The sequence below is a fragment of the Acidovorax sp. SRI_002 genome, assembly GCF_057586455.1.
The window spans coordinates 219,920-243,691 of the sequence record NZ_JBYCZW010000007.1 but is presented as its reverse complement, the minus strand read 5'-3'; the positions used below and the strand labels follow the sequence as shown (position 1 = coordinate 243,691).

The following is a 23,772-nucleotide window of genomic DNA, read 5'->3' as shown; positions in this document are numbered from 1 at the left end:
TTTTTATGCTGAAAAGTGACTCCAGCGCTTATTAGACAAGCGCTAATAGCTATAAATTAAATAGCAAATCCGCGTTCAGACGGTTGTGCGGCTTGTCGACTGCCGCTGCAGCCACTGCCGGGCCAGTTGCTCCGGCGGCAGCGCCGGGGCAAACAGCCAGCCCTGAAAACGCTCGCAGCCCATCTTGATCAAAAGCTGCAGCTGCTCCTCGGTCTCCACCCCTTCTGCCACCACCGAAAGGCCCAGCGTGCGGGCCAGCGCATTGATGGTGGCGCAGATCTCGCGGTCGTTCACATCCACCACGATGTCGCGCACAAACACCTTGTCGATCTTCAGCTCACCCACTGGCAGGCGCTTGAGCTTGATGAGCGACGAGTGCCCGGTGCCAAAGTCGTCGATCGACAGCGCAAAACCCGCGTTTTTCAGGTCGAGCGCAATGGCGTAGAGCGATTCGTCGAGCAACTGCGACTCGGTGATCTCCAGCACCAGGTCCGCAGGCGCCACCCCCGCGCGCTGGGTGACTCCCAGCAAGGTTTGGGTGAACCCTGCTTCGCGCAGCTGGATGGTGGAGACATTGACCGATACCACCGGCACCTGCCAGCCCTCGGCGCGCCACTGCGCCACCTGGCGGCAGGCGGTGTCGAACACCCACAGGCCCATCGGCACGATGAGCCCACTCTCCTCGGCCAGCGGAATGAACTCGTCCGGCGGCACCGCCTTGCCGTCTACCGACCAGCGCAGCAGCGCCTCGGCGCCCACCGTATGGCGCTGCTGGTTGAGCTGGGGCTGGTACACCAGCGTGAACTCGCCACCCTGCAGCGCGCTGTGCAGGCGGCGGCGCAGCTCCAGCCGACTGCGCGTGATCTGCGTGAACTCCTCGATGTAGAAACGGTACGAGCCGCGCCCTGCGCTTTTGGTGGCGTGCAGCGCCGAATGCGCGTGGCGCACCAGCTCCACACTGTTGGCAGAGTCGTCCGGGTACAGGCTGATGCCCAGGCTGGCACCCATGTACTGCGCCCCCACCTCCGACAGCTCCCAGGGTCTCCCCAGCCCTTCAACCAGCGATGCGGCCAGTTGCGCCAGCTCGGTGCGCGAGGCGGGGCGCAGCAGCATCACGGTGAACTGGTCATTGGCCAGCCGCGACACCAGGCCCTGCCCCGCCAGCAGCTGGGTGATGCGCTGGGCCACCTCACTCAGCAGCGCATCGCCCACGCGGTGGCCGTAGGTTTCGTTCACGCTCTTGAAGTGGTCCAGGTCGATCAGCAGCAGCGCCACACGGCGGTTGGTGCCCTGCGTGTCGCGCGCGGCCTCGGCCACGGCGCGCTCCAGCGCGTCTTCAAAGTAGCGGCGGTTGGGCAGGCCGGTAAGCGCGTCAAAGTGCGCAACCCGGTACAGCTGCTCTTCGTTGCGCAGCACGGCGGCCTCGGCCGTGCGAAGGCGGTTGAGCAGGCTGACCACAATGGTCTGGCGCAGTGCGGCCAGCAGCAGCACCAGCAGGCAGCACACCAAGATGAGCGCCTGCACACCGGCACGCCCGTCGGGCGCGACAAACAGCAGCACCAGGGTGATGGCCGCCAGCGTCATCGACACCAGCGGCACATAGTTCATGGCCCGGTCACACTGGCGGCGGTAGTCGGCATCCACCGACATCTCAAAGCGCAGCCAGCGCGCGCCCCAACCCAGGGCGAGCGCCGAGAGGCTGAAGCTGGCGTTGAACCAGACACCCGGCTCCACCGTGCTGCTGATCACCATCAGGTTCCACTGCATCCAGCTCAGGCCATAGCCCAACAGGCCCATCAAGACCAGCAGGTGCGAGCGCGCCACCCGCACCCCTACGGTAGGAATGGCCAGCGCCGTGACTCCCGCCGCCGTGAGGAACCCTGCCGGGTACAGCACCAGAACCGTACCCACCGCTGCCGACCCCACCCCGCCCGAGGGCAGATAGATCACCAGGGTGAAGGCCAGCAGCGCCAGCACGGCACCGCCAAAGTCCAGCGCCGCCGGGTAGGCGCGGTCACGCGAGAGGCGGGCAAACGTGGCGCGGATGACGGTGGCCGCCCACAGCGGGCCCCCGGCCAGAAAGAACAGGTCGGCAGGCGCGGGGAACGGGTTCCAGTCCAGCGCCACCTGCACGTTCCACACCATCTGCCCCACAGCCACCAGCAGGGCAAAGGCCAGCAGACCGGCGTGCAGCGCGCGGTCGGTAGGCGGCGCCTGCACCCAGCCGCGCCAGGCCCAGAAGGCCGACAGCCCAAACGCCAGCGTCCACGAGGCGTTGTCCAGAAACACCCGCACGCTGACGTCCGGCACCCACAGCGACGCGGCGAACAACAGCGTGGCTGCGCTCAACCAGACCGCTGAGAGGATTCGTTCCGCGAAGGACATGGGTGGGGGGCCGTGGTGGAAGGGGTGTGCTGTGCGTAATTGCTACAGAACGTTAACCCTCCCATTGTGGACGCAAGCGTGGCCCGCCTGTTTCCCCTCAAAGCAGCCGGGGCACTGGGCCGGCCAATAGCTACCAAAAAAATAGCATCCAGCGCCTGCTGGACAAGCGCTGGATGCCAATGGAATCTGAATATTTGCCGTTCTTCGACAGCGCTTTCGGGCGCCCGCTCCCCTCGCGGGAGAAAGTCAAACCAGGGCACCGCAGCGCCCACCCATTACAGGGTGCGCTCAGCGTGAAGCCTTAAAACCCTGGCAGCACCGAGCCCTTGAACTCGGTCTGGATGAACTTCTTCACTTCTTCCGAGTGGTAGGCCTTCACCAGCTTGGCCACCCAGGGCTTGTCCTTGTCGGCTTCGCGCACGGCGATCAGGTTGACGTAGGGGCTCTTGGCGTTTTCTTGCGCAATCGCGTCCTTGCCAGGGTTCAGGCCAGCCGACAGCGCAAAGTTGGTGTTGATGGCCGAGGCGTCCAGGTCGTCCAGCGAGCGCGGCAGCTGGGCAGCGTCGAGTTCCACGAACTTGAGCTTCTTGGGGTTGCTCACCACGTCCAGCGGCGTGGCCTTGAGGCCCGCGCCCTCACGCAGCTTGATCAGGCCCTTGTCCTGCAGCACCAGCAGCACGCGGCCGCCGTTGGTGGGGTCGTTGGGGATGCCGAACTTGGCGCCTTCCCTCAGGTCTTCGAGCTTCTTGACCTTCTTGGAATACAGGCCGATGGGGAAGTTGACGGTGTAGCCCACCGACACCAGCTTGTAGCCACGGTCGGCCACCTGCGCATCGAGGTAAGGCTTGTGCTGGTAGCTGTTGGCATCAAGATCGCCCGCAGCCAGCGCGGCGTTGGGCTGCACGTAGTCGCTGAACTCGACGATCTGGATCTTCAGGCCGTCCTTCTCGGCAACCTTCTTCACCTGCTCGAAGATCTGGGCGTGGGGGCCGCCGGTCACACCCACCTTGATGGGCTTGTCCTGGGCCATGGCGCCGGACGAGAAAGCGGCAGCAGCGGCCAGAGCCAGGGCGGATTGCAGGAGAAGGCGCTTATTGTTGTTCACAGGGAAAACCTTTCGTTGAGAGATGGCTCGCATCCTAGGGTTTTCCCGATAAAACAGGAACGAATAAGTTTTTATTTCATTAAAACTCATTCGAATAAGAAGACAAGGCCCGTGCACCTCACCCCCACCTCATGAGACTGGCGCGCGACTGGCGATGGCAGCCGAGCAAGGGCCGCCCCGCAGCGAGGGCTGCGTCCCCCTTCCCGAATCGCGCAGCAATTCGGGAAGGGGGAAGTGGCGCAGCCACTCAGGGGGATGTTCCAAGTCACCCGCGCAGCGCCACGTTGTTCAGCTTGTCCAGCCGCTCGGGCCAGGTGCCTTCCACCGTGGCGCCCTGCAGCAGGATGCGCGTCCAGGCCACCCAGGCGTCCCACTGCACGCGCTTGTCCCATGCATTGCCCCAGGCGCTGAACAGGTGCAGCGCGCTCTCGGCGGCGGCCTTGGCGTCGTCCTTGCGGCCAGCGGACAGATACAGCTGGGCCAGCACCATCTGCGGCTCGCCCACCCAAGGGTTGTGGCGCACAGCGCTTTCCAGCACACCAGTGGCCACGTCCAGGTCCACCAGCGGCTGGTCTTGCTGGATGACGGACCAGTACAGCGACGTGGCTGCCGCCTCGTTGGCGGCGGACAGGTGCTGCGAGCAGTGTGCAAACACGGGTGGCATGGGCAGCACGTCCTTCAGCCCCGGGTGCTGCAGCGCCTTGGCCAGGCCATTGATCTGGTGCACCATGCGCCCCGACGGCCGCATGGGCCCGGGCCACAGCGATGCGGCCCAGTGCGCCTTCTGGCTGCGGTGCTGCACGTCCGGAAAGCGCGAGAAGATATCGTCCTGCCAGCTGAACCACTGCTCGATGGTGTCGGCCATGCTCACGATGATGAAGGCCGCCACCTCGTAGGGTGTGAGCACGTGGTCCTGCCCATCCTTTTGCAGCACCAGGCTGCCGTCCGCCTCCAGCGCATGGGCCAGCACCTTTTGCACAAACTGCGTGCGCGACTGGGTGCAGAACAGGTAGACCAGGTGCTCGGCCGACTCGCCCGCAATCTCGCGCACCCGGGCGCGCTCCTTGGCGGGGTCGAACTTCACCAGGTCCACAAACGCATTGCCATACACGCTGTGCAGCAGGCCCAGCAGGCGCACGTCACGCGGCTGCTGCCACACGGTCAGCGTGCGCGTCACGCCCACCAGGTGGTGGCGAAACGTGCCCGCCTTGTGCCAGTCCTGCCCCACATTGCGCGCGAGCACCATGGGGAGCACGGGCGCAAGTTCAGGGTCGCGGGTCAGCCACTCTTCGTCCAGCAGCGGCAATGCGCGGGCAAACAGGTCAGGGTCCAGGGGGTGAAGCGGCAGGGTCATGGTGTTGTGTCTCCGGCGTTGATCGTGCAGGTAATGCAATGTACACACAGTATCTGCCCACACGGCGGGTGTGCAAGCACCGGGGTGACCCGGCCCTCACACCCAGCACGCGCCTGCACGACGGCTCGGTCAGCCCCACTGCGTGCTGCGGGCTTTCAGGCTCAGAGGCTGAGAGTTTTTTAGCCGGGCCCGAAAGGCGCGCAAATACGCTTCAGATTTAGGCGCAAAGCACAGCCATAGCTCAGGCTATGGCGAGCATTTGTAACGACGAGCTGGGGCGTATTGGCGTGCAAGGCGGGTATGGATGAAGGACTCTCAGCCTCTCAGACCAGCCTTACTTCAAAGTACGCGCCCTCTCCTTCCCCCAAATCCCGGAACCCGGCCTGCCGGGCTGCCACGCTGGCCTTGCCCCAGGCCTTGAGCAAAGTGAGATCGCCAGGGGACACCACCTCGGGGGGCGACTCCTCCAGGCTCTGCATGGTGTCCAGCGCAGCTGCTACCTGTTCAGGGCCGCCAAGCTGCTTTTCCAGGGCCCTGGCGTACCGAGTTTCTGCGGCAATGCGCTCTTTGGGCGGAAGCTCCTCGGGATAGTCGCGGAGGTTGACGACGAAAGTGGATTCGATGACTTGCATGGCACTGCTACTCCTGTGGTTTGATACTGTATGAATATACAGTTTTTTCCAGCAGAATTCGAGCCCTGAAAGATCACCCGGGAGCGCGGGATGATGGAAGGATTGTTCTCAATACTGGAACAGTTAGTTCGCGACCAGGTAGTTTTTCCGTGAACACCATCGGCGTACAGTTCATCCCATCGATGAGCCGAACCCGCAAGGCGACTCACCGAACCCGGTTCAGGAATGGTTTTTGACCCGGCTTTTTTGAGACGCTTTTTAACCTTCAAGGATTTTCATCATGAACAAGACCGCCCGTTTCCTCTCCGTCGCTGCCGTTGCCGCTTTCGCTTCTTTTGGCGCCCATGCTGACGAAGCCGACAGCTCGCAATTCGCCCTGAAGTTCGACACGAACCGCACCCGCGCTGAAGTGGCCGCTGAAGCCGCAACCGTCGCCCAGACGCGCAGCCAAGAACCTGCTGGTTCGCGTGTGGTGACCTACACCTCCACCGCTGACCGCGCTGCCGTGCGTGCCCAGGCTGCGGAAGCCCTGCGCACCGGCAAGATCCCTTCGGGCGAATTCAGCGCCATGTAATTGGCAGGCCAACTGCTTGAGATTGGTTGAAGCAGTTGCGGGACTTCCCATGGTGGTGGCACTTTGCATTTGCGGGTGGCGCTGCCATGGGGAGTGTTAACTGAACCGCAGGGGCGGGCAGGCAGATCGGGCTCCCTTTGGGAGCCCTTTTTGTTGGCGCACGCGGCGCCGGCTGGCTACATGGCACTTACCGAGCTTGCCTGGCGCCTGCCGTAATGGACCGTCCCTCAAGGCGCCGCAAGAGCCCCTGCAACGTCGCTTACAGCGACGGGTCGATCAATACCTTGGCCCCAGTATTGCGCGGGCCGTAGAACGCAATGGACTCGGCACTCAGCGCGCCTGCCAGCGACACGGTGCGCGCGTAGTGGCTGGCAAACGTGGTCTTCAGCTCGGCCGCCACGCGCTGGCGCAGCGCCTGGGTGGCCTCTTCGCCAATCTTCTGCAGAAACGGGAACAGCAGCCATCCCCCCATGCCCCAGGCCATGCCAAAGGTGCGGTGCACTTCGGTCGGGCGCGTGTCCAGGTGGCCGTACAGATACACCTGCTTGTGCACGGCCGAGCCGTAGCGGCTGTATTCCTTGGCCTTGCGGTTGATGGCCGCCTCCATGCACTGCAGGATCTGCCCCGCCAGCGTGCCGCCGCCCGTGGCATCAAACGCAATGGTGGCACCAGTGGCGGCCAGCGCGTCGGTCAGTTCGGCCATGAAATCGGGCGCACTGCTGTCGCACACGTACTGGGCGCCCAGTTCGCGCAACAGTTCCGCCTGCTCGGGCTTGCGCACGATGTTGACCAGGCCGACACCATCCTTCTGGCAAATCTTGAGCAGCATCTGGCCCAGGTTGCTGGCCGCAGCGGTGTGCACCAGCGCGGTGTGGCCTTCGCGCTTCATGGTTTCGACCATGCTCAGCGCAGTCAGCGGATTGACAAAACACGACGCGCCCTCAGCCGCCGTGGTGCCGGGCGGCAGAGGCAGGCACTGCGCTGCAGGCATGGCGCGGTACTGCGAATACATGGCGCCACCAATCACTGCCACCGTGCGGCCCAGCAGCGCCTGCGCAGCGGGCGATGCACCCGCAGCCACCACCAGACCTGCGCCCTCGTTGCCCACGGGCATGCTCTGGCCCAGGCGTGCCGCCATGCCGGGCATGGCGCGCTCGGGGATGCGGGCCGTGGCCACCGGCCGCTCGGCCGTGCCCGCGACCTGCACGGTGGACAGATCAGCCGGGCCCAGCAGCAGGCCAATGTCCGATGGGTTGATGGGCGTGGCCTGTACCTGAATCAACACTTCGTCAGGCCCTGGCGTGGGCACGGGTGTCGGCTCCAGGCTGATCTGCAAGGTGCCATTGGCTTGTACAAGCGAGCGCAGCTGCAGCGCGGTGGTAGGGATGGATGGGTTCATGGAGGACTCGCAGTGGGATGATGGAAATGGAGCCGCGCACATGAAGCGGCGCGACGTGGGGGGAGGCTGGGGTGCCAGCAGGTCACAGCCTCTCCACCTGCCGCGCCATTTTTCACCAGGACGCCGGGTTTTGCTGTCCCCTCGGTTTTGCACCCACATCGCCGTCAGTTTGCTGGCGCGCAATGCACGCGTTCACCCCATCTCCTTCAACCTTCAACTACCGGCAACAGCACAGCCCTCGGCCCTGCCAGAGCGCCAGGTCAGCAAGACCAGCAAAGCGGCCACCAGCAACAAAACAGCGCTGACGACAAAGGTGCTCTGGTATCCGCTGCGGTCAAACAGCAGGCCCCCCACCGTGGAGCCCAGGCCGATAGCCAGTTGGACCACCGCCACCATGAGGCCTCCTCCGGCTTCAGCGTCTCTCGGCATCGACCGGGCGACCCATGTCCACCAGCCCACCGGTGCTGCCGTGGCCACCATGCCCCATACACCCAGCAAGGCCGTGACAGCGGTGAGCTGGTCACCCAAACAGATCAGCGCGATGGCGATGAGCGCCATCAAGACGGGTGCCATGAACAGCGTTGGGTAAAAGCCTCTGGCCAGCGCCGCGCCGACGAGCGTGGTGCCCACAAAGCCCGCCACCCCGATCACCAGCAGGATGAACGACAAGGTGAACCCACCCACATGCGTGACGGTCTCCAGAAATGGACGCAGGTAGGTAAACAGCACAAACTGTCCCATGAAAAAGCAGCCCACTGCCAGCATGCCCACGGCAATCATCCGGCGCCGGAGCAGTCTGAAAACAAGGCCAGAGGCCCCAGAGCGCCGGGGCCCGGCAGGCATCGGCGGCAGGCTCACCCACTGCCAGATGAAGGCCAGTACCGCCACCGGCACCAGGCAGAAGAAAGCCCCGCGCCAGCCAATCACGGCCCCCAGATAGCTGCCGAGCGGCGCCGCCACCACCGTGGCCAGCGCGTTGCCACCATTGAAGATGGCCAGGGCCCGTGGCACCTGCTGCGCGGGCACCAGCCGCATGGCCGTGGCGGCCGACATCGACCAAAAGCCTCCCACCACCACCCCAATGAGCGCGCGCCCCACCATGTACACCGCGTAGTTCGGTGCCAGTGCAATGACCGCGCCAGATAAGCACATCAGCGCCGTAAGGCCCAGAAGCAGGGTCTTGCGGTCCATCCTGCCTGCCAGCGCTGCAATGCTCAGGCTGGTGAACACGGCGAAGGCGCCCGATATCGCAATGCCCTGCCCGGCCCAACCCTCACTGACACCCAGGTCTGCGGCCATGGGTGTGAGCAGGCTGACTGGCATGAACTCCGACGCGATCAGCGCAAACACGCAGAGCGTCATCGCAAAAACGCCGCTCCAGCGCGCGGGCTGCGCCGCCGCCCCGTCTTCACCGCCTGTGTGGTGCGGCGGGGCGTCGCAAACCTGGGTGGTCATTGCTTAAGCCAGGTGTTTGCCAAAGAACGCCGTCAACTTGCCCCATGGGATCAGGTTCACACGGTCATACAGATCCACATGGCCCGCACCGGGGACGATGTGCAGCTCCTTCGGCTCGGCAGCGCGCTTGAAGGCGTCTTCGCTGAACTCCTTGGAATGCGCCTGGTCACCCGTGATGAAGAGCATGGGGCGCGGAGAAATTGTCTCGATGTCATTGAACGGGTAGAAGTTCATGAACTTGACGTTGCTGGTCAGCGTGGGGTGGGTGGTGGTTTTGGCTGAGCCGCCCTTGGGTGTGACCTCGCCACGCGGGGTGCGGTAGAAGTCATAGAACTCCCGCTGAATGGGGTGTGTGTCTGCCGTCAGCTCGTGCACCGTGCCACCGGTGTACTGGATGGCCCCGCCAGTGAACTCCACGTAGCGCTGCTCGGCAGCGGCGGCAATGATCTGCTTGCGCTGCTCCACAGTCTGCGAGTGGTTCAGCGCGTCGCGGTTGGCAGCCCCCATGTCGTACATGCTGACGGTGGCGATGGCCTTCATGCGCGGGTCGATCTTGGCGGCGCTGATGACAAAGCTGCCGCTGCCGCACACGCCAATGGCCCCAATGCGCTCGCGGTCCACCATCGCCTGCGTGCCCAGAAAATCCACCGCTGCGCTGAAAGCCTCGGCATAGATGTCTGGCGCCACCGCGTTGCGCGGCTGGCCGTCGCTCTCACCCCAGAAAGGCAGGTCCAGCGACAACGCGACAAAACCCTGCTCCGCCATCTTGGTGGCATACAGGTTGGCGCTTTGTTCCTTGACGGCACCCATGGGGTGGCCCACCAGAATGGCCGGATTTTTCTTGCTGCGGTCCAGGCTCTTGGGCACAAACAGGTTGCCAGCCACTGCCATGCGGTACTGGTTCTTGAAGGTCACCTTGCGCACGGCCACCTTGTCGCTTTGGTAGAAATTGTCGGCGCCGCTGAGCTTGCCGGGCGCTGGCTGCGGCCCCGCTGCCATCGCACTACCACCCGCGGCAGACAGCCCGCCCCATACCGCCGCACCGAAGCCCGCCCGGATGAGGAAGTCGCGCCGGTCCGAGGTGAGGGGGTCTGTGCCGGGTATTGGGTGCTGCGCGTGGATGGTGGCGAGTGTGTTGTGCATGTTCAATGCTCCTGGGGAGGTAGGAAATTGGGGAAGGACGAGAAATCAAGAAATGAAGGCGGGGCCGAGGGCGCGCCTTCGTTGGACGCTCCAATACTTTGTCCGCGCGTCAGTCGCTGGCGCGTTCGATACGCACCTTCAAAGGCCCTTGGCGCTGCAACGCGGGCAGGCCCGTGTCCACTCTGCCCAGCCGCACCAGGCCGCGTGCATAGGCGTCATCGCCCACAAAAATCGCCAGATTGCCCCAGGGCGCGTAATAGTTGATGTCACCGGTTTTGGGGGTGATGCCCGCCGGTGTCCCATCCACCGACAGCTTGCGCGGCAGGGTGGCGATGCGTTCGATCTCCGCGTAGTTCTGCAACGTCAGCGACAGCGGCAGCTGGGCCACAAAATCGCGCGCTGCGGCGTTGTTGTCCAGGGTGGCGGTGGCAATGGCGCCATCGATATGCAGATGAATTTTCATGGGACCCTGCTGTGCAAAGGTGGTGGTGGGCATCACCCCGGCTGCCACGGTGAATGCAAAGGCGACACCCGCCAGCGCGCGGCGTTGGAAGGGGTGGGTGCTGATGCGTTGTTCCATGGAGAGAAGTTTGCCCAGCACTGCCCGCGCCGACTAGATAATGAATGGCGAATGGGTTTATAAGGCTAGCTAACCAATCAACCCAAAGGATCAGACATGGCGAGACGCAACCTGAACGACCTGCTGGCCTTTGTCACCGTGGCGCGCGAGGGCAGCTTCACCCGGGCCGCAGCCACTCTGGGGGTCACGCAGTCCGCACTGAGCCAGACCATCCGTGGCCTTGAAGAGCGCCTGCAGATCCGGCTGCTCACACGCACCACGCGCAGCGTCTCGCCCACACCAGCGGGCGAACGCCTGATGCAAGCCATCGGTCACCGCTTTGACGAGATTGAGGCCGAGCTGGATGCGCTGACCGCACTGCGCGACAAACCCGCAGGCACTGTGCGCATCACCTGCGGCGACCACGTCATGCACACCACGCTGCTGCCCAAGCTCATGCCACTGTTGCACGACAACCCCGACATCACGCTGGAGTTCGACATGAACTACGGCTTTCGCGACATCGTGGCCGACCGTTTTGACGCCGGGGTGCGCCTGGGCAACACCATCGACAAGGACATGATTGCCATGCCCATCGGCCCGCCGCTTCGCATGGCCGTGGTCGCATCGCCCAGCTACTTTGCCGCCCATCCCATTCCCAAAACCCCGCACGACCTGACGGCGCACCGGTGCATCAACCAGCGCATGCCTACCTCGGGCGGCCTGTACGTGTGGGACTTTGCGCGCAAAGGCAAACAGGTCAACGTGCGGGTAGATGGCCCGCTGATCTTCAACACCGCCCCGCCCCAGGTCGATGCAGCGTTGGCCGGGCTGGGCATTGCGCTGCTGCCCGAGGACGAGCTGGCCACCCACATCGAAGACGGACGCCTGGTCCGAGTGCTGGAAGACTGGTGCCCACCGTTCGCGGGCTACCACCTGTACTACCCCAGTCGGCGCCAGCCATCGCCTGCGTTTTCGCTGGTGCTGCAGGCGTTGCAGCTGCGGTGAAGAGACTGCTTGCAAGCACGCGGGTGGCTAGAGATCACGAGGCTGCGGATACGAACAAGGGTTAGACAGCGGCCTGTTGCGACCCCGTGTCACGTTGGAACGATTCAGTGCTTGACTTAGAGTGCACTCCAACTTTCAGAATCGCTCCCATGGCATCCCTCCTCACCATTGCCGAAGTCGCCAAACGCACGGGCCTGACCGCACACACGCTGCGCTACTACGAGCGCGCCGGGCTGATTGCGTCCGTGGCGCGTGCGCCGGGTGGCCAGCGCCGCTATGCGGCTTCGGACATGGAATGGATCGGATTCCTGCTGCGCCTGCGCGAGACCCAGATGCCCATCGGGCAGATGCAGGCCTTCGCGCGACTGCGCAGCGAAGGGAACACCACCGCCCCCGAGCGGCGCGAGCTGCTGGAGCATCACCTTGCTCAGGTGCTTGCAACCATCACCGCCATGCAGCAAGCCGCACAGGCGCTGCAAGCCAAGATCGCGCACTACCGGGATCTGGAGGCTTCCCTTCGCCACACACCCTCGTCACCCCGCCAAGGAAGCACCCATGTCCCCCGAAACCAATCCCCGCTATCTCCAGGGCCTCGCCAAGCTGCGCGAAATCGACGGCCACGCCGGTGAGCACGTCGTCGCCAGCCTGGCCGACATTGCCCCCGATTTCGCCCGCTACCTGATCGAGTTTCCGTTTGGCGACATCTATTCCCGACCCGGACTGGACCTGCGCAGCCGCGAAATTGCAGTGATCGCTGCTTTGACTGCGCTGGGCAACGCAACACCACAGCTCAAGGTGCACTTGCAGGCGGCGCTGAACGTGGGCGTCACCCGCGAGGAGATCGTGGAAGTCCTCATGCAGATGGCTGTTTACGCAGGCTTTCCGGCCGCGCTGAACGGACTGGCCGCTGCCCGCGAAGTGTTTGCGGCGGGCGATGCAGAAACGGAGGCGGCATGAGGTGCCTGAGCCGCTACCTGCTCCGCGCGATGTCTGCGGCTACTTCCCCTCCCCCACCGGCTGCGGCCGTACCAGCCGCACGGGCAGCTTGCTGGCCCGCGCCGCATCACCCCGTGCCTCGCCGGTGGAAAGGTTCACCGCCCAGCCGTTGATCATGGCGGCCTGCCGTACGCCATCGCCCGCGCGGCTTTGCGCGATGTTGCCGTAGGTGTACTGGTTGACGCTGGGCGCACTCACATTGCTGGTAGACGACCAGTGCCACTGGCCTGGCGCAGCAGGGAACAGGATGGGGTTCAGGCCCGGGGGCGAGAGCGATTTGTCCACCAGCCGCTGCAGCTCGGCCGCGCGTGGAATGCGCCAGGCCACGCCTTCGGCCTTCCAGCGCTCGGCGGCAAGGGTGGTGGCTTCTGCACGGTCCAGCAGCAACGGCTTGCCGGTGCAGGTCTTGCCCGTCCACTGCATGCCTTCCACACAACGCGGCCAGGCCAGGCCTGCGCGCACATCAAGCACATAGGCGCCATCGGCCGACAGAGACCAGTCTTGCGTGGCGGTGGAATCAGCAGCCCGCACAGGCAGGGCTGCGAAGGCGCCCACCAGCAAGGCAGAAAGTAGCGGGAGTGGTTTCATGGTCAAACATGGTCAAAAGCGGGCCAGGGAAAGGCGGTTGAAGACGGCAGGCTCAGCCAGTTGGATAGCGACACCCTAACCCCCCACCGGATCGGCGCCACCCCGCAGATCAAGAAACCTGCATTGCACTTTTACTCGGCTTGCCCGGCTTCGCGGGCACAGCGGCCGGCGCCCCCGACGCTGCCAGCGCCTCGGCCAGAAACCCCACAAACGCCTGCACGCGGGTGGAGAACTGGTGGCGCTGCGGGTACACCGCATAGATGTCGGCCGCCGGGGTCTGGTAATGCGGCAGCACGGGCTCCAGCAGGCCCTGGGCCAGGTGGCGGTTCACGTCCCACTCGGCGCGCATCACGATGCCGTGGCCCTGCAGTGCCCACAGCACGGCGATCTCGCCGTCGTTGGTGGTGAGGTTGCCGGTGATCTTGATCGACTCGGTGTGTGCCTTGCTGCCGCGCCCGGTGGTCAGGCGCCACAGGCCATAGGCCTCGTCGCCCTGGCGGATGCCGATGCACTGGTGCTCCATCAGGTCGCGCGGCACGCGGGGCCTGCCATGGCGGTCGAGGTAGGCGGGCGCGGCGCATAGCACGCGCCGGTTGGGGGCGATGCGGCGGGCGATCACACGGCCGTCGGGCGGCTCACCAAAACGCACGCAAACGTCGTAGGCGTCGTCGGTGATCGGCGGCGGGTGCACCGACAGCTGCAGCTGCACATCCACCTCGGGGTACTGGCGCACAAAGTCCGAGATCACGGGGGCGATGTGCATGCGGCCAAAGCCCAGCGTGGCGTTCACACGCAGCAGGCCCTTGGGGCTGGCCTTGGACTGCACGATGAGTTCATCGAGCGCATCGATCTCGCGCAGGATGCGGCGCGCGTGCTCCAGCAGCAGCTCGCCCTCGGGCGTGAGGCTCATGCGGCGCGTGGTGCGGTTGACCAGCACCACGCCCAGGCGCTTTTCCATCTGCGTGAGGTGCTTGCTGACCGCCGCCGTGGAGACCCCCATTTCGCGCCCTGCGGCGCTCAGGCTGGGGCTGGCGGCCAGCGCAGAAAAGAAGCCCAGTTCTGCGGGCTGGATGGTGGAACTCATCGGCGCGACCTTAACTATAGGTTAACGATGGATTCACTTTAGCGGCGTTCTGTAAAGGCGTCCAGGCCTACAGTCCCTCTACCGTTTGGTTTCTCCTGTGTTTCTCTTTCACGCCTGTGCCTTGCTGCACGGGCATTTCCAGACCTTCATTCACCCAGGCCTCTGCATGACAACCTATCAAATCGCCACCATCCCCGGAGACGGCATCGGCAAGGAAGTGGTTCCCGCCGGCCAGCGTGTGCTCGAAGCCCTGGCCGCCCGCCACTCCGGCCTGCAGTTCCAGTTCGAAAACTTCGGCTGGGGCGGCGACTGGTACCGCGCCCACGGCGTGATGATGCCGGCCGATGGGCTCGATGCGCTGCGCGGCAAAGACGCCATCCTGTTTGGCTCGGCAGGCGACCCGGACATCCCCGACCACATCACGCTCTGGGGCCTGCGCCTCAAGATCTGCCAGGGGTTTGACCAGTACGCCAACGTGCGCCCAACACGCATCCTGCCGGGCATCGACGCGCCCCTGAAGCGCTGCGCGCCCAAGGATCTGGACTGGGTCATCGTGCGCGAAAACTCCGAGGGCGAATACTCCGGCGTGGGCGGCCGCGTGCACCAGGGCCACCCCATCGAGGCGGCCACTGATGTGTCCATCATGACCCGCGTGGGCGTGGAGCGCATCCTGCGCTTTGCCTTCCGCCTGGCGCAATCGCGCCCCCGCAAGCTGCTCACCGTCATCACCAAGAGCAACGCCCAGCGCCACGCCATGGTGATGTGGGACGAGATCGCCGCGCAGGTGGCGGCCGAGTTCCCCGATGTGAAATGGGACAAGGAGCTGGTGGACGCCGCCACGGCCCGCATGGTCAACCGCCCCTCCACGCTCGACACCATCGTCGCCACCAACCTGCATGCCGACATCCTCAGCGACCTGGCCGCCGCGCTGGCGGGCAGCCTGGGCATTGCGCCCACCGGCAACATCGACCCCGAGCGCCGCTACCCCAGCATGTTCGAGCCCATCCACGGCTCGGCGTTCGACATCATGGGCAAGGGCCTGGCCAACCCCATCGGCACCTTCTGGTCGGTGGTCATGCTGCTGGAGCACCTGGGCGAGGTGGATGCGGCCCGCGCCGTGATGCAGGCCATCGAGCAAGTCACCGCCAACCCGGCCCTCCACACCCGCGACCTGGGCGGCACGGCCACCACGGCGCAGGTGACCGATGCGGTGTGCGCGCTGATCAGCGGCAAGGAGACCGAGCGCAAAGCCGCCTGAAAGCAATCGTTCAAGGCCCGCAAGAACGGGCCTGGACGCTACACGGCGGGCACCACCACAAGGCCGCAAAGGCCACACAGCCGCCGCCCCCATCCTTTAGGAGACAAACCATGCATCGCCCTACCCCCAGCCCCACCGCCATCGCACACCCGCTGCGCCGTCAACACCTGATGGCACTGGCGGCGCTGGCCGCAGCCGCCTGCCTGCTGCCTGGCAAAACTGTCCACGCGCAGGCCTGGCCGACCAAGCCCGTCACCATCGTCGTGCCGTTTGCAGCGGGCGGCACCACCGACGTGCTGGCGCGAGCGCTGGGCGAAAAGCTCAGCACCGCGCTGGGCCAGCCCGTGATCGTGGAAAACCGGGGCGGCGCGGGCGCCACCATTGGTGCCGACTACGTGGCCAAGGCCGCACCCGACGGCTACACGCTGCTGATGGGCGCGGTGCACCACACCATTGCCACCAGCGTCTACAAAAAGCTCAGCTACGACTTTCAAAAGAGCTTTGCGCCCATCACCACCGTGGCCCTGGTGCCCAACGTGCTGGCCGTGAGCGCCACCACGCCCGCCAAGGATGTGAAGGAACTCGTGGCCCTCATCAAGGCCGCGCCCGACAAGTTTTCGTATGGCTCCAACGGCGCGGGCACGGCGCAGCACCTGATCGGCACGCAGTTCTCCACCGCCATAGGCCAGCCTGTGCTGCATGTGCCCTACAAGGGCAGCGGCCCGCTGACCACCGACCTGCTGGGCGGGCAGGTGTCGATGTCGTTCGACACCATCACGCCCGTGCTGCCCCACATCAAGGCGGGCAAGCTGCGCGCGCTGGCGGTGACCACGGCCAAGCGGTCTTCATCGCTGCCGGATGTGCCCACACTGCAGGAGGCCGGTTTTGCGGGCTTTGACATCGGCACCTGGTTTGGCGTGCTGGCCCCGGCACGCACACCCGCCGATGTGGTGACCCGGCTGAACGCCGAGATGGTCAAGGTGATCCAGTCGCCCGACTTCAAGAAGCGCATGCAGGACATTGGCGCCGAGCCCATTGGCAACACGCCCGCGCAAATGGCCGAGCAGATAGCCAGCGACACCACACGCTTTGCCAAGCTGGTGGCCGACCACAAGATCACCACCGACTGACTACGTGCCCGAGGGGTGGGTTGGTATAACACCTGCCATGACGCCCACCACCATCGAGCCCACAGTCCCCGCAGCCCTGATCCGCGCCCTTGAAGAACGCGCCTTCAACGCCTGGCCCGCGCGCCAGACGGTGTTCCACCGGGGCTGGGTGTTCCGGCTGTCGGGCGGCTACACCAAGCGTGCCAATTCGGTCAACGCGCTGCTGCCCGGCGCGCCGTTTGACGGGGTGCGCGAAGCGGCTGCAGCGCTGTACGCACGGCACGGGCTGCCCGCCGTGTTCCGCATCTCGCCCTTGGCCCCGCCCGAGGCCGACCTGGAACTGGCCGAGGCGGGCTACCAGCACTTCGACCCCTCACTGGTGTTGCACCGGCCGCTGGCCCTGGGTTCGGTCGGCAAGCCCGATGGCAGCACCCATATCAGCACCACGCCCACTGCCGCCTGGCTGGAGGGCTTTGCCGCCGCCAACAGCGTGCCAACGCACCACCGCGCGCTGCACAACAGCATGCTGGACCACATCGCCCACCCTGCCGCGTTTGCCCTGCAGCACGATGCACAGGGCCAGCCCGTGGGCTTTGGGCTGGCAGTGCTGGAGCGCGGCGCCGTGGGCCTGTACGACCTGGCCGTGGCGCCTGAGCACCGGGGCGGCGGGCGCGGGCGCGCGCTGGTCACAGCCCTGCTGCACTGGGCCGCCGAGGCCGGGGCAGCCAGCGCCTACCTGCAGGTGCGCGCGCAGAACACGCCAGCGCTGGGGCTGTACCAGTCGATGGGGTTCAAGACGGCGTACGGCTACCACTACCGGGTGCCGGGCTGAAGGGGTTATTCAGGCTCCCCCTCCCCTTGCGGGAGAGGGAGTGAAGGTGAGGGCAGCTATGGGTGCGGAGACGGGCGCCAGAGTTTAAAGAAAAATGGCCGTCTGCGCTCTTCCATCATCCCTCTATAGCTATCAAATAAATAGCAAAAGAAACAGCCAATCAACCACTCACCGGTGGCTCAACCTGCGCACCGCCCAGTCGCCCAGGCTCTGCACGGCCTGCACAAAGAAGATCAGCACCAGCACCACGGCCAGCATGATCTCGGGCAGAAAGCGCTGGTAGCCGTAGCGGATGCCCAGGTCACCCAAACCACCGCCGCCAATCGCACCGGCCATGGCCGAGTAGCCGGTCAGGCTCACGAAGGTGATGGTCAGGCCCGCCACGATGCCGGGCAGCGCCTCGGGCAGCAGCACCTTCCACACGATCTGGCTGGTGGTGGCGCCCATGGCCTGAGCAGCTTCGACGAGGCCGTGGTCCACCTCGCGCAGCGCGGCTTCAACGAGGCGGGCCACGAAGGGTGCGGCAGCAATCGTCAGCGGCACCACGGCGGCGGCGGTGCCGATGGACGAGCCCGTGATGAAGCGCGTGAAGGGGATGATGGCCACCAGCAGGATGATGAAAGGCGTGGAGCGCACGGCATTCACCAGCCAGCCTACGAGCTTGTTGACGGGGCCGTTCTGCAACACGCCGCCGTGGTCCGTGAGGCGCAGGAACACGCCCAGCGGCACGCCGATGAGGCCACCCACGATGCCGGAGATGCCCACCATGATGAGCGTCTCCCACAACGAGGAGGCAAAGAGGTCCAGCATGGCCGGAGTGAAATGGTCGAACATGGCTTTCCTCCTCAGATCTCGATCGTGACTTCTTGCACTGCCACGCCGCCTGCGCGCAAGTGCTCCACCGCGCCGCGCACCTGCATGGGCTCGCCGCTGGCGTACACGGCCAGCGAGCCGAAGGTCTCGTCCTGGATCTCGTCCACCTGGCCGTGCAGGATGCTCATGTCCACACCGAACTCGCGGATCAGCTGCGACAGGATGGGCTGGTAGGCGCTGTCGCCCGAGTAAGACAGCCGCAGCAGCCGCCCCGCGTGGCCGGGCGCCGTGGTGGCCAGCTGGCGGGTGAGCTTGCGCACATGGTCAAGCACGCTCACGGGCAGCTCTTGCGGCAGGATTTCGTCGATCAGGCTCTTGGTGATGGCCTGCTGCGGGCGCGTGAACACATCGAGCACCCGGCCCTGCTCCACGATGCGACCCGCCTCGATCACGGACACGCGGTCGGCCACCTGCTTGATGACCTGCATCTGGTGGGTGATGAGCACCACCGTGAGGCCCAGCTCGCGGTTGACCTGGCGCAGCAGGTCGAGGATGGAGCGGGTCGTCTCCGGGTCCAGCGCCGAGGTGGCCTCGTCGCTCAGCAGCACCTTGGGCCGGCTGGCCAGCGCACGCGCAATGCCCACGCGCTGCTTTTGCCCACCGCTGATCTGCGCGGGGTAGCGGTCGGCCAGGTGGGCCAGGCCCACCAGCTCCAGCAGCGGATTCACGCGCTCGCGGATCGCGGCCTTGTCCATGCCCGCCAGTTCCAGCGGCAACGCGGCGTTGTCGAACACGGTGCGCGACGACAGCAGGTTGAAGTGCTGGAAGACCATGCCGATCTCGCGCCGGGCCTCGCGCAGTTGCGCGTCGTTCAGCTGTGTCAGGTCACGGCCGCCCACGATGACCTGGCCCGTGGTGGGCCGGTTGAGCAGGTTGATGACGCGCACCAGCGAGCTTTTGCCCGCGCCGCTCTTGCCGATGATGCCGAACACTTCGCCCGGCTGGATGGTGAGGTCGATGCCACGCAGGGCTTCGACGGGGCCTTGTGGGCCCTGGTAGATTTGGGTGATACCCCGTAAATCGATCATGGAAAGCAGTGCGCGGCAGCGGCCCCACAGTGAGTGGCCGCTGCCGCGCGGGTCTGGAAAAGGATGGGCGACTGTATCGGCGAATCGTAAGTTCACAAACAATTAAAAAATCGGGTGATTAGATCGCCGAGTTATGAAGACCGTGGTACACAGACTTCAGTAACTATGAAATTCATAGCTATCAGGTCAACACCATAGCGCGCAGGCTGCCATTTTTCCTTGAACTTTCCTGACGACTCCGAAAACTTCTCCAGGCCACACTTCTATATTTCAACTTTTGTTGTATTATCGAATCATGCAAGAAACCGACGTCATCCGATCCCTCGCCGCCCTGGCCCAGGAAGTGCGCCTGCGGGTGTTCCGCGCCCTGGTGGTGGCGGGCCAGGAGGGGCTCACGCCCGGCGGGCTGTCCGAGCAGTTGGGCATTGCGCCCAACACGCTGTCGTTCCACCTCAAGGAGCTGACCCACGCGGGCCTGGTGAGCCAGGAGCGCCAGGGCCGCAACCTGATCTACCGCGCCTCGTTTGCCACCATGAACGACCTGCTGGCCTACCTGACCGAGAACTGCTGCCAGGGCGCTGCCTGCCTGACCGACGAGGCCACCGCCGCCTGCCAGTGCTGATCGCCCCCCAACAACTTCCACCCCACGACCCACAGCCGAAAGGAAACCACCATGAAGCGATTCCACGTCCACATGCATGTCGATGACCTTGCCAAGAGCATCGCGTTCTATTCCAGGCTGTTCGCGGCCGAGCCTGCACGTGTCGAGACCGACTACGCCAAATGGATGCTCGAAGACCCGCGCGTGAACTTCGCCATCTCTACCCGGGGCGACAAGCCCGGCGTGGACCACCTGGGCTTCCAGGTGGACGAGGCCGACGAGCTGGCCGAGCTCAAGGCCCGCGCCCAGGGTGCCGACATGGCCCTGCTGGACGAAGGCGCCACAACCTGCTGCTACGCCCGCAGCGACAAGCACTGGATCACCGACCCGCAGGGCGTGGCCTGGGAACACTTCCACACGCTGGGCAACATCCCCGTGTTCAACGAAGCCGCTGCGCAGCAGCCAGCCAAGACCACGCAGCAGCCAGCCCAGGCCGCTTGCTGCCCCACGGGCGCGCCATCGGCCCCCGCACCTGGGCAGGCCACCTGCTGCGGCCCCACTGCCAACAACACCAACAAATGCTGCTGAGCCTGGAGCCACGATGAACGCCACCCCACAACGTCCTCCTTTGAACGTGCTCTTTTTGTGCACGCACAACTCCGCCCGCAGCATCCTGGCCGAGGCCTTGCTCAACGCCATGGGCCAAGGCCGCTTCAAGGCCTATTCAGCCGGCAGCAGCCCGCGCGACAACCAGCAGCCCCACCCGCTGGGCCTGCAGGCGCTGGCCCACGCGGGCATCCCCACCGAAGGGCTGCGCAGCAAAAGCTGGGACGAGTTTGCCGCCCCCGGTGCGCCGCACATGGACCTGATCATCACCGTGTGCGACAACGCAGCGGGCGAGGTCTGCCCCTTCTGGCCCGGCCACCCGGCCACGGCGCACTGGGGCTATGCCGACCCGTCAGCGGGCGATGGCTCGGATGCCGACAAGGCCGAGGCCTTCCGCAAAACCCTGCACGCCATCAAGCAGCGCCTGGAACTGCTGGTGAACCTGCCCGACGACAAGCTCGCCGCCACCGCGCTGCAAGCCACGGCCCGCAACCTGCCCGCGCAATAAGATGAAACACCCCCTGAGTCGCTTCGCGCCTTCACCCCTCTCTCGCTGCGCGGGAGGGGGACGCACCCGGTGGCCTGGCAAAGCCAGTTCCACGGGTGCACGGGTTTGGGCCGCGCCAGTTTCATGCATCGCGGGTGGCGCGCAGCGCAATGGATCACTGAAGGGATCACTGAAATGACCCTGCCACCAAGCCATTCGCAACGCGCTGCTGCCAGCGCGTTGCCCCCCTCCCCGGCCGCTGGCATGGCGGTGTTCGAGCGCTACCTCACCGTCTGGGTGCTGCTGTGCATCGTGGTGGGCATTGCGCTGGGCCAGTGGCTGCCCGGCGCGGCGCGCGCCGTGGGCGCGCTGGAGGTGGCACGCGTCAACCTGCCGGTGGGTCTGCTCATCTGGGTGATGATCATCCCCATGCTGCTGAAAGTGGACTTTGGCGCGCTGGCCGAGGTGCGCCAGCATGTGCGCGGCATTGGCGTGACGCTGTTCGTCAACTGGCTGGTCAAGCCGTTTTCGATGGCGCTGCTGGGCTGGCTGTTCATCCGCCACTGGTTCGCGCCGTACCTGCCTGCCGACCAGATCGACAGCTACATCGCCGGGCTCATTTTGCTGGCCGCCGCGCCCTGCACGGCCATGGTGTTTGTGTGGAGCCGCCTCACCGGCGGCGACCCGCTGTTCACGCTGTCGCAGGTGGCCCTCAACGACAGCATCATGATCGTGGCGTTTGCGCCGCTGGTGGCCTTCTTGCTCGGCCTGTCGGCCATCACCGTGCCGTGGGACACGCTGCTCACCTCGGTGGTCCTCTACATCCTGATCCCCGTGGTGATCGCCCAGTGGCTGCGCAAGCGCCTGCTGCGCAAAGGCCAGGCCGCCTTCGACGCCGCCGTGGCGCGCACCGGGCCCTGGTCCATCGCCGCCCTGCTGGCCACGCTGGTACTGCTGTTCGCCTTCCAGGGCGAGGCCATCCTGCAGCAGCCGCTGGTCATCGCCCTGCTGGCCGTGCCCATCCTGATCCAGGTGTTGTTCAACTCGGCCCTGGCCTACGGCCTGAACCGCGCCGTGGGCGAAAAGCACAACATCGCCTGCCCCTCGGCGCTGATCGGCGCGTCCAACTTCTTCGAGCTGGCCGTGGCCACGGCGATCAGCCTGTTTGGCTTTCACTCAGGCGCAGCGCTGGCCACGGTGGTGGGCGTGCTGATCGAGGTGCCCGTGATGCTGCTGGTGGTGGCAGTGGTCAACCGCAGCAAGGGCTGGTACGAGGCGCGGGGCTGACAACCACTGACGGGGTGATCACGCGCCTGCCACCGCCCCGCGCGCCTGCACCCGGCGCGAGATCAGAAGCCCCAGCACAAACACCCCCACCGCCGCCACCGTGAACACCGGCGGCAACCAGCCCCGGTCCACACTGAAGGCCACCAGCAGCACGCCCGTGGACTGGCCCAGGAACAGCAGGCACGCAAACAGCGTGACCGCCGTGCCCCGCGCCTCGGGCGCCATCTGCGTGGCCTGCACCTGCAGCGTGTTGTGCAACATGTAAAAGCCGATACCCGCCAAAAAGCAGCCCAGCATGGCCCAGCCCACCGCAGGCGCCCAGGCCAGCGACAGCAGGCCGATGGCAATGAAGCTGGCCCCCAGCACGGCCAGCCCCCGCTCGCCCAGCGCCGCCAGCCAACGCCGCGCAAACACGCTGTAGATCAGCCCGCCCACGCCATACAGCACCATCACGCCACCCGCCGCAGAGGCGGACAGGCCAAACCCATCGACCATGCGCGCGGGCACAAAGGCCAGCGTGCCAAACGCCAGCGCGCCTTCAATCGCCACCACCGTCAGCACCCAGCGCACACGCGGAATGCGCAGCAGCGCCGCCGTGCCCGCGACGTAATTGGCCAGCGAAAACGCCGGTGCACCCGGCACCACCACCGTGCGCAACGCCCCGATGGCACGCGCGTGCCGCAACAGCAGCGTGGCCGCCGTAAAGAACAGCACGGCCAGCACACCCAGCGCCGCGCGCCAGCCCAGCGTTTCGGTGGCAAAGCCGCCAAACCACTGGCCCGCCATCATCCCGGTCACCGTGGCCACCATCAGCCGCGCCAATGTTTCCTGCCGCTGCTCGTAGGCCACCTCATCGCCAATCCACGCCATCGACAGCGGAATGATCCCGGCCGCCGCCGCCCCCATGGCCGCCCGCGCCACCACCAGCAGGCTGAAGCTGGGCGCCAGCGCCGTCATGGCGCTGAACACCGCACACGCCGCCGTGGCACCAATGATCACGCGCACCTTGCCCACCCGGTCGCCCAGCGGGCCATACACCAGCTGCAGCACACCATAGGCCACGGCAAACGCGGCAATCACGGCCGAGGCGTCGCCCGTGGTGATCTTGTACTCAAGGGACAGTGCCACCAGCATCGGGTCGCACACACGCATGGAGGCCATGCTGCAAAAGGCCGCCAGGCTGATCAGCCGCAGCATCGTCGAAGAAGAAGTCATGGGCGCCGATTGTGGTGCGGCTCGCGTCTGCGCGCTGGCAGGGTGCGCCATGCACCCTGGGGGTTGAAGGCCACAGGACACGCATGCCACACGGCACACGCAGCACGCGCGGCACGTCCACACAGGTACTGACACTTTTTTGGGTGGCAAGCGCCAGTCCTGCGCTTACCATGCGCCCCGGATTGATGTGCCCC

At 65.6% G+C, this 23,772-nt stretch carries 24 protein-coding genes; 11 read left to right on the top strand and 13 right to left on the bottom strand.

Translation table 11 applies throughout. From position 1 onward, the window contains the following. Positions 1-75 precede the first annotated feature (75 nt). The 4 genes from AC2YJX_RS20410 to AC2YJX_RS20395 all read right to left on the bottom strand — a co-directional run bounded on the left by AC2YJX_RS20410 (position 76) and on the right by AC2YJX_RS20395 (position 5,476). Positions 76-2,385, bottom strand: a complete 2,310-nt coding sequence (locus AC2YJX_RS20410; protein WP_487257124.1) for a putative bifunctional diguanylate cyclase/phosphodiesterase — start codon at positions 2,383-2,385, stop codon at positions 76-78. 301 nt (positions 2,386-2,686) lie between these two features. Next, the gene (locus tag AC2YJX_RS20405) at positions 2,687-3,523 is read right to left on the bottom strand and encodes a MetQ/NlpA family ABC transporter substrate-binding protein (protein WP_487257123.1); all 837 of its coding nucleotides are present in this window, start codon (positions 3,521-3,523) and stop codon (positions 2,687-2,689) included. Positions 3,524-3,755: 232 nt separating this feature from the next. Further along, on the bottom strand, positions 3,756-4,844 hold the full coding sequence (locus tag AC2YJX_RS20400) for a DUF6817 domain-containing protein (RefSeq protein WP_487257122.1): 1,089 nt from the start codon (positions 4,842-4,844) through the stop codon (positions 3,756-3,758). A 323-nt stretch (positions 4,845-5,167) separates the two neighbouring features. Next, positions 5,168-5,476 carry a hypothetical protein gene (locus AC2YJX_RS20395; RefSeq protein ID WP_055397526.1) on the bottom strand — a complete coding sequence of 103 codons (309 nt, stop codon included), beginning with the start codon at positions 5,474-5,476 and terminating at the stop codon, positions 5,168-5,170. 280 nt (positions 5,477-5,756) lie between these two features. Between AC2YJX_RS20395 and AC2YJX_RS20390 the strand changes: the two genes are divergently transcribed. Beyond that, positions 5,757-6,050, top strand: a complete 294-nt coding sequence (locus tag AC2YJX_RS20390; RefSeq protein ID WP_487257121.1) for a DUF4148 domain-containing protein — start codon at positions 5,757-5,759, stop codon at positions 6,048-6,050. Positions 6,051-6,309: 259 nt separating this feature from the next. On the opposite strand, the gene AC2YJX_RS20385 is transcribed toward AC2YJX_RS20390, so the two are convergent. The 4 genes from AC2YJX_RS20385 to AC2YJX_RS20370 all read right to left on the bottom strand — a co-directional run bounded on the left by AC2YJX_RS20385 (position 6,310) and on the right by AC2YJX_RS20370 (position 10,627). After that, on the bottom strand, positions 6,310-7,449 hold the full coding sequence (locus tag AC2YJX_RS20385) for a zinc-binding dehydrogenase (RefSeq protein WP_121506619.1): 1,140 nt from the start codon (positions 7,447-7,449) through the stop codon (positions 6,310-6,312). A 213-nt stretch (positions 7,450-7,662) separates the two neighbouring features. Further along, positions 7,663-8,904, bottom strand: a complete 1,242-nt coding sequence (locus tag AC2YJX_RS20380; RefSeq protein WP_487257120.1) for an MFS transporter — start codon at positions 8,902-8,904, stop codon at positions 7,663-7,665. 3 nt (positions 8,905-8,907) lie between these two features. Then, a complete protein-coding gene (locus AC2YJX_RS20375) occupies positions 8,908-9,903 on the bottom strand; it encodes an alpha/beta hydrolase (RefSeq protein WP_487257172.1) in 996 nt (331 codons plus the stop codon). A 253-nt stretch (positions 9,904-10,156) separates the two neighbouring features. Then, positions 10,157-10,627, bottom strand: coding sequence for a cyclophilin-like fold protein (locus AC2YJX_RS20370; protein ID WP_487257119.1), 471 nt, complete (start codon positions 10,625-10,627; stop codon positions 10,157-10,159). 96 nt (positions 10,628-10,723) lie between these two features. Between AC2YJX_RS20370 and AC2YJX_RS20365 the strand changes: the two genes are divergently transcribed. From AC2YJX_RS20365 to AC2YJX_RS20355, 3 genes are all read left to right on the top strand, one after another. After that, complete coding sequence (locus AC2YJX_RS20365) at positions 10,724-11,614, top strand: LysR family transcriptional regulator (RefSeq protein ID WP_121419893.1); 891 nt, start codon at positions 10,724-10,726, stop codon at positions 11,612-11,614. Positions 11,615-11,763: 149 nt separating this feature from the next. Next, on the top strand, positions 11,764-12,243 hold the full coding sequence (locus AC2YJX_RS20360; RefSeq protein WP_487257118.1) for a MerR family transcriptional regulator: 480 nt from the start codon (positions 11,764-11,766) through the stop codon (positions 12,241-12,243). After that, positions 12,170-12,571, top strand: coding sequence for a carboxymuconolactone decarboxylase family protein (locus AC2YJX_RS20355; RefSeq protein ID WP_487257117.1), 402 nt, complete (start codon positions 12,170-12,172; stop codon positions 12,569-12,571). The genes AC2YJX_RS20360 and AC2YJX_RS20355 overlap by 74 nt, the downstream gene beginning before the upstream one ends. A gap of 39 nt (positions 12,572-12,610) precedes the next feature. On the opposite strand, the gene AC2YJX_RS20350 is transcribed toward AC2YJX_RS20355, so the two are convergent. Together AC2YJX_RS20350 and AC2YJX_RS20345 are read right to left on the bottom strand one after the other, a co-directional pair. Next, positions 12,611-13,198: an Lcl C-terminal domain-containing protein gene (locus AC2YJX_RS20350; protein WP_487257116.1), complete on the bottom strand. Its 588-nt coding sequence runs from the start codon at positions 13,196-13,198 to the stop codon at positions 12,611-12,613. A gap of 109 nt (positions 13,199-13,307) precedes the next feature. After that, the gene (locus tag AC2YJX_RS20345) at positions 13,308-14,282 is read right to left on the bottom strand and encodes a LysR family transcriptional regulator (protein WP_487257115.1); all 975 of its coding nucleotides are present in this window, start codon (positions 14,280-14,282) and stop codon (positions 13,308-13,310) included. A gap of 166 nt (positions 14,283-14,448) precedes the next feature. Here AC2YJX_RS20345 and AC2YJX_RS20340 point away from each other — a divergent pair, with 166 nt between their 5' ends. From AC2YJX_RS20340 to AC2YJX_RS20330, 3 genes are all read left to right on the top strand, one after another. Continuing rightward, a complete protein-coding gene (locus AC2YJX_RS20340; RefSeq protein ID WP_487257114.1) occupies positions 14,449-15,540 on the top strand; it encodes a tartrate dehydrogenase in 1,092 nt (363 codons plus the stop codon). A gap of 110 nt (positions 15,541-15,650) precedes the next feature. Further along, positions 15,651-16,670, top strand: a complete 1,020-nt coding sequence (locus AC2YJX_RS20335) for a Bug family tripartite tricarboxylate transporter substrate binding protein (RefSeq protein ID WP_487257113.1) — start codon at positions 15,651-15,653, stop codon at positions 16,668-16,670. A 37-nt stretch (positions 16,671-16,707) separates the two neighbouring features. Beyond that, positions 16,708-17,481, top strand: a complete 774-nt coding sequence (locus AC2YJX_RS20330) for a GNAT family N-acetyltransferase (RefSeq protein WP_487257112.1) — start codon at positions 16,708-16,710, stop codon at positions 17,479-17,481. Between the two features lie 168 nt (positions 17,482-17,649). Here the strand turns inward: AC2YJX_RS20330 and AC2YJX_RS20325 are convergent, their stop codons facing one another. Continuing rightward, a complete protein-coding gene (locus AC2YJX_RS20325) occupies positions 17,650-18,315 on the bottom strand; it encodes a methionine ABC transporter permease (RefSeq protein WP_055397552.1) in 666 nt (221 codons plus the stop codon). A gap of 11 nt (positions 18,316-18,326) precedes the next feature. After that, positions 18,327-19,382 (bottom strand): methionine ABC transporter ATP-binding protein, encoded by a 1,056-nt coding sequence (locus tag AC2YJX_RS20320; protein WP_487257111.1) that lies wholly within the window; start codon positions 19,380-19,382, stop codon positions 18,327-18,329. Between the two features lie 295 nt (positions 19,383-19,677). On the opposite strand from AC2YJX_RS20320, the gene AC2YJX_RS20315 reads away from it, so the two are divergent. The 4 genes from AC2YJX_RS20315 to arsB all read left to right on the top strand — a co-directional run bounded on the left by AC2YJX_RS20315 (position 19,678) and on the right by arsB (position 22,363). Further along, the gene (locus AC2YJX_RS20315; RefSeq protein ID WP_055397556.1) at positions 19,678-20,004 is read left to right on the top strand and encodes an ArsR/SmtB family transcription factor; all 327 of its coding nucleotides are present in this window, start codon (positions 19,678-19,680) and stop codon (positions 20,002-20,004) included. Between the two features lie 51 nt (positions 20,005-20,055). Beyond that, positions 20,056-20,571: an ArsI/CadI family heavy metal resistance metalloenzyme gene (locus AC2YJX_RS20310; protein ID WP_487257110.1), complete on the top strand. Its 516-nt coding sequence runs from the start codon at positions 20,056-20,058 to the stop codon at positions 20,569-20,571. Between the two features lie 13 nt (positions 20,572-20,584). Further along, positions 20,585-21,097, top strand: coding sequence for an arsenate reductase ArsC (locus tag AC2YJX_RS20305; protein ID WP_252659671.1), 513 nt, complete (start codon positions 20,585-20,587; stop codon positions 21,095-21,097). 243 nt (positions 21,098-21,340) lie between these two features. After that, positions 21,341-22,363: an ACR3 family arsenite efflux transporter gene (gene arsB / locus AC2YJX_RS20300; RefSeq protein ID WP_063463003.1), complete on the top strand. Its 1,023-nt coding sequence runs from the start codon at positions 21,341-21,343 to the stop codon at positions 22,361-22,363. 18 nt (positions 22,364-22,381) lie between these two features. Here the strand turns inward: arsB and AC2YJX_RS20295 are convergent, their stop codons facing one another. Continuing rightward, positions 22,382-23,578: an MFS transporter gene (locus AC2YJX_RS20295; RefSeq protein WP_487257109.1), complete on the bottom strand. Its 1,197-nt coding sequence runs from the start codon at positions 23,576-23,578 to the stop codon at positions 22,382-22,384. Between the last annotated feature and the right edge of the window lie 194 nt (positions 23,579-23,772).

Coding starts and splice junctions, on each gene's coding strand:
- AC2YJX_RS20410 (WP_487257124.1), bottom strand. CDS start 2,385: ATGTCCTTCGCGGAACGAATCCTCTCAGCGGTCTGGTTGAGCGCAGCC.
- AC2YJX_RS20405 (WP_487257123.1), bottom strand. CDS start 3,523: ATGCGAGCCATCTCTCAACGAAAGGTTTTCCCTGTGAACAACAATAAG.
- AC2YJX_RS20400 (WP_487257122.1), bottom strand. CDS start 4,844: ATGACCCTGCCGCTTCACCCCCTGGACCCTGACCTGTTTGCCCGCGCA.
- AC2YJX_RS20395 (WP_055397526.1), bottom strand. CDS start 5,476: ATGCAAGTCATCGAATCCACTTTCGTCGTCAACCTCCGCGACTATCCC.
- AC2YJX_RS20390 (WP_487257121.1), top strand. CDS start 5,757: ATGAACAAGACCGCCCGTTTCCTCTCCGTCGCTGCCGTTGCCGCTTTC.
- AC2YJX_RS20385 (WP_121506619.1), bottom strand. CDS start 7,449: ATGAACCCATCCATCCCTACCACCGCGCTGCAGCTGCGCTCGCTTGTA.
- AC2YJX_RS20380 (WP_487257120.1), bottom strand. CDS start 8,904: ATGACCACCCAGGTTTGCGACGCCCCGCCGCACCACACAGGCGGTGAA.
- AC2YJX_RS20375 (WP_487257172.1), bottom strand. CDS start 9,903: ATGGCAGCGGGGCCGCAGCCAGCGCCCGGCAAGCTCAGCGGCGCCGAC.
- AC2YJX_RS20370 (WP_487257119.1), bottom strand. CDS start 10,627: ATGGAACAACGCATCAGCACCCACCCCTTCCAACGCCGCGCGCTGGCG.
- AC2YJX_RS20365 (WP_121419893.1), top strand. CDS start 10,724: ATGGCGAGACGCAACCTGAACGACCTGCTGGCCTTTGTCACCGTGGCG.
- AC2YJX_RS20360 (WP_487257118.1), top strand. CDS start 11,764: ATGGCATCCCTCCTCACCATTGCCGAAGTCGCCAAACGCACGGGCCTG.
- AC2YJX_RS20355 (WP_487257117.1), top strand. CDS start 12,170: ATGTCCCCCGAAACCAATCCCCGCTATCTCCAGGGCCTCGCCAAGCTG.
- AC2YJX_RS20350 (WP_487257116.1), bottom strand. CDS start 13,198: ATGAAACCACTCCCGCTACTTTCTGCCTTGCTGGTGGGCGCCTTCGCA.
- AC2YJX_RS20345 (WP_487257115.1), bottom strand. CDS start 14,282: ATGAGTTCCACCATCCAGCCCGCAGAACTGGGCTTCTTTTCTGCGCTG.
- AC2YJX_RS20340 (WP_487257114.1), top strand. CDS start 14,449: ATGACAACCTATCAAATCGCCACCATCCCCGGAGACGGCATCGGCAAG.
- AC2YJX_RS20335 (WP_487257113.1), top strand. CDS start 15,651: ATGCATCGCCCTACCCCCAGCCCCACCGCCATCGCACACCCGCTGCGC.
- AC2YJX_RS20330 (WP_487257112.1), top strand. CDS start 16,708: ATGACGCCCACCACCATCGAGCCCACAGTCCCCGCAGCCCTGATCCGC.
- AC2YJX_RS20325 (WP_055397552.1), bottom strand. CDS start 18,315: ATGTTCGACCATTTCACTCCGGCCATGCTGGACCTCTTTGCCTCCTCG.
- AC2YJX_RS20320 (WP_487257111.1), bottom strand. CDS start 19,382: ATGATCGATTTACGGGGTATCACCCAAATCTACCAGGGCCCACAAGGC.
- AC2YJX_RS20315 (WP_055397556.1), top strand. CDS start 19,678: ATGCAAGAAACCGACGTCATCCGATCCCTCGCCGCCCTGGCCCAGGAA.
- AC2YJX_RS20310 (WP_487257110.1), top strand. CDS start 20,056: ATGAAGCGATTCCACGTCCACATGCATGTCGATGACCTTGCCAAGAGC.
- AC2YJX_RS20305 (WP_252659671.1), top strand. CDS start 20,585: ATGAACGCCACCCCACAACGTCCTCCTTTGAACGTGCTCTTTTTGTGC.
- arsB (WP_063463003.1), top strand. CDS start 21,341: ATGGCGGTGTTCGAGCGCTACCTCACCGTCTGGGTGCTGCTGTGCATC.
- AC2YJX_RS20295 (WP_487257109.1), bottom strand. CDS start 23,578: ATGACTTCTTCTTCGACGATGCTGCGGCTGATCAGCCTGGCGGCCTTT.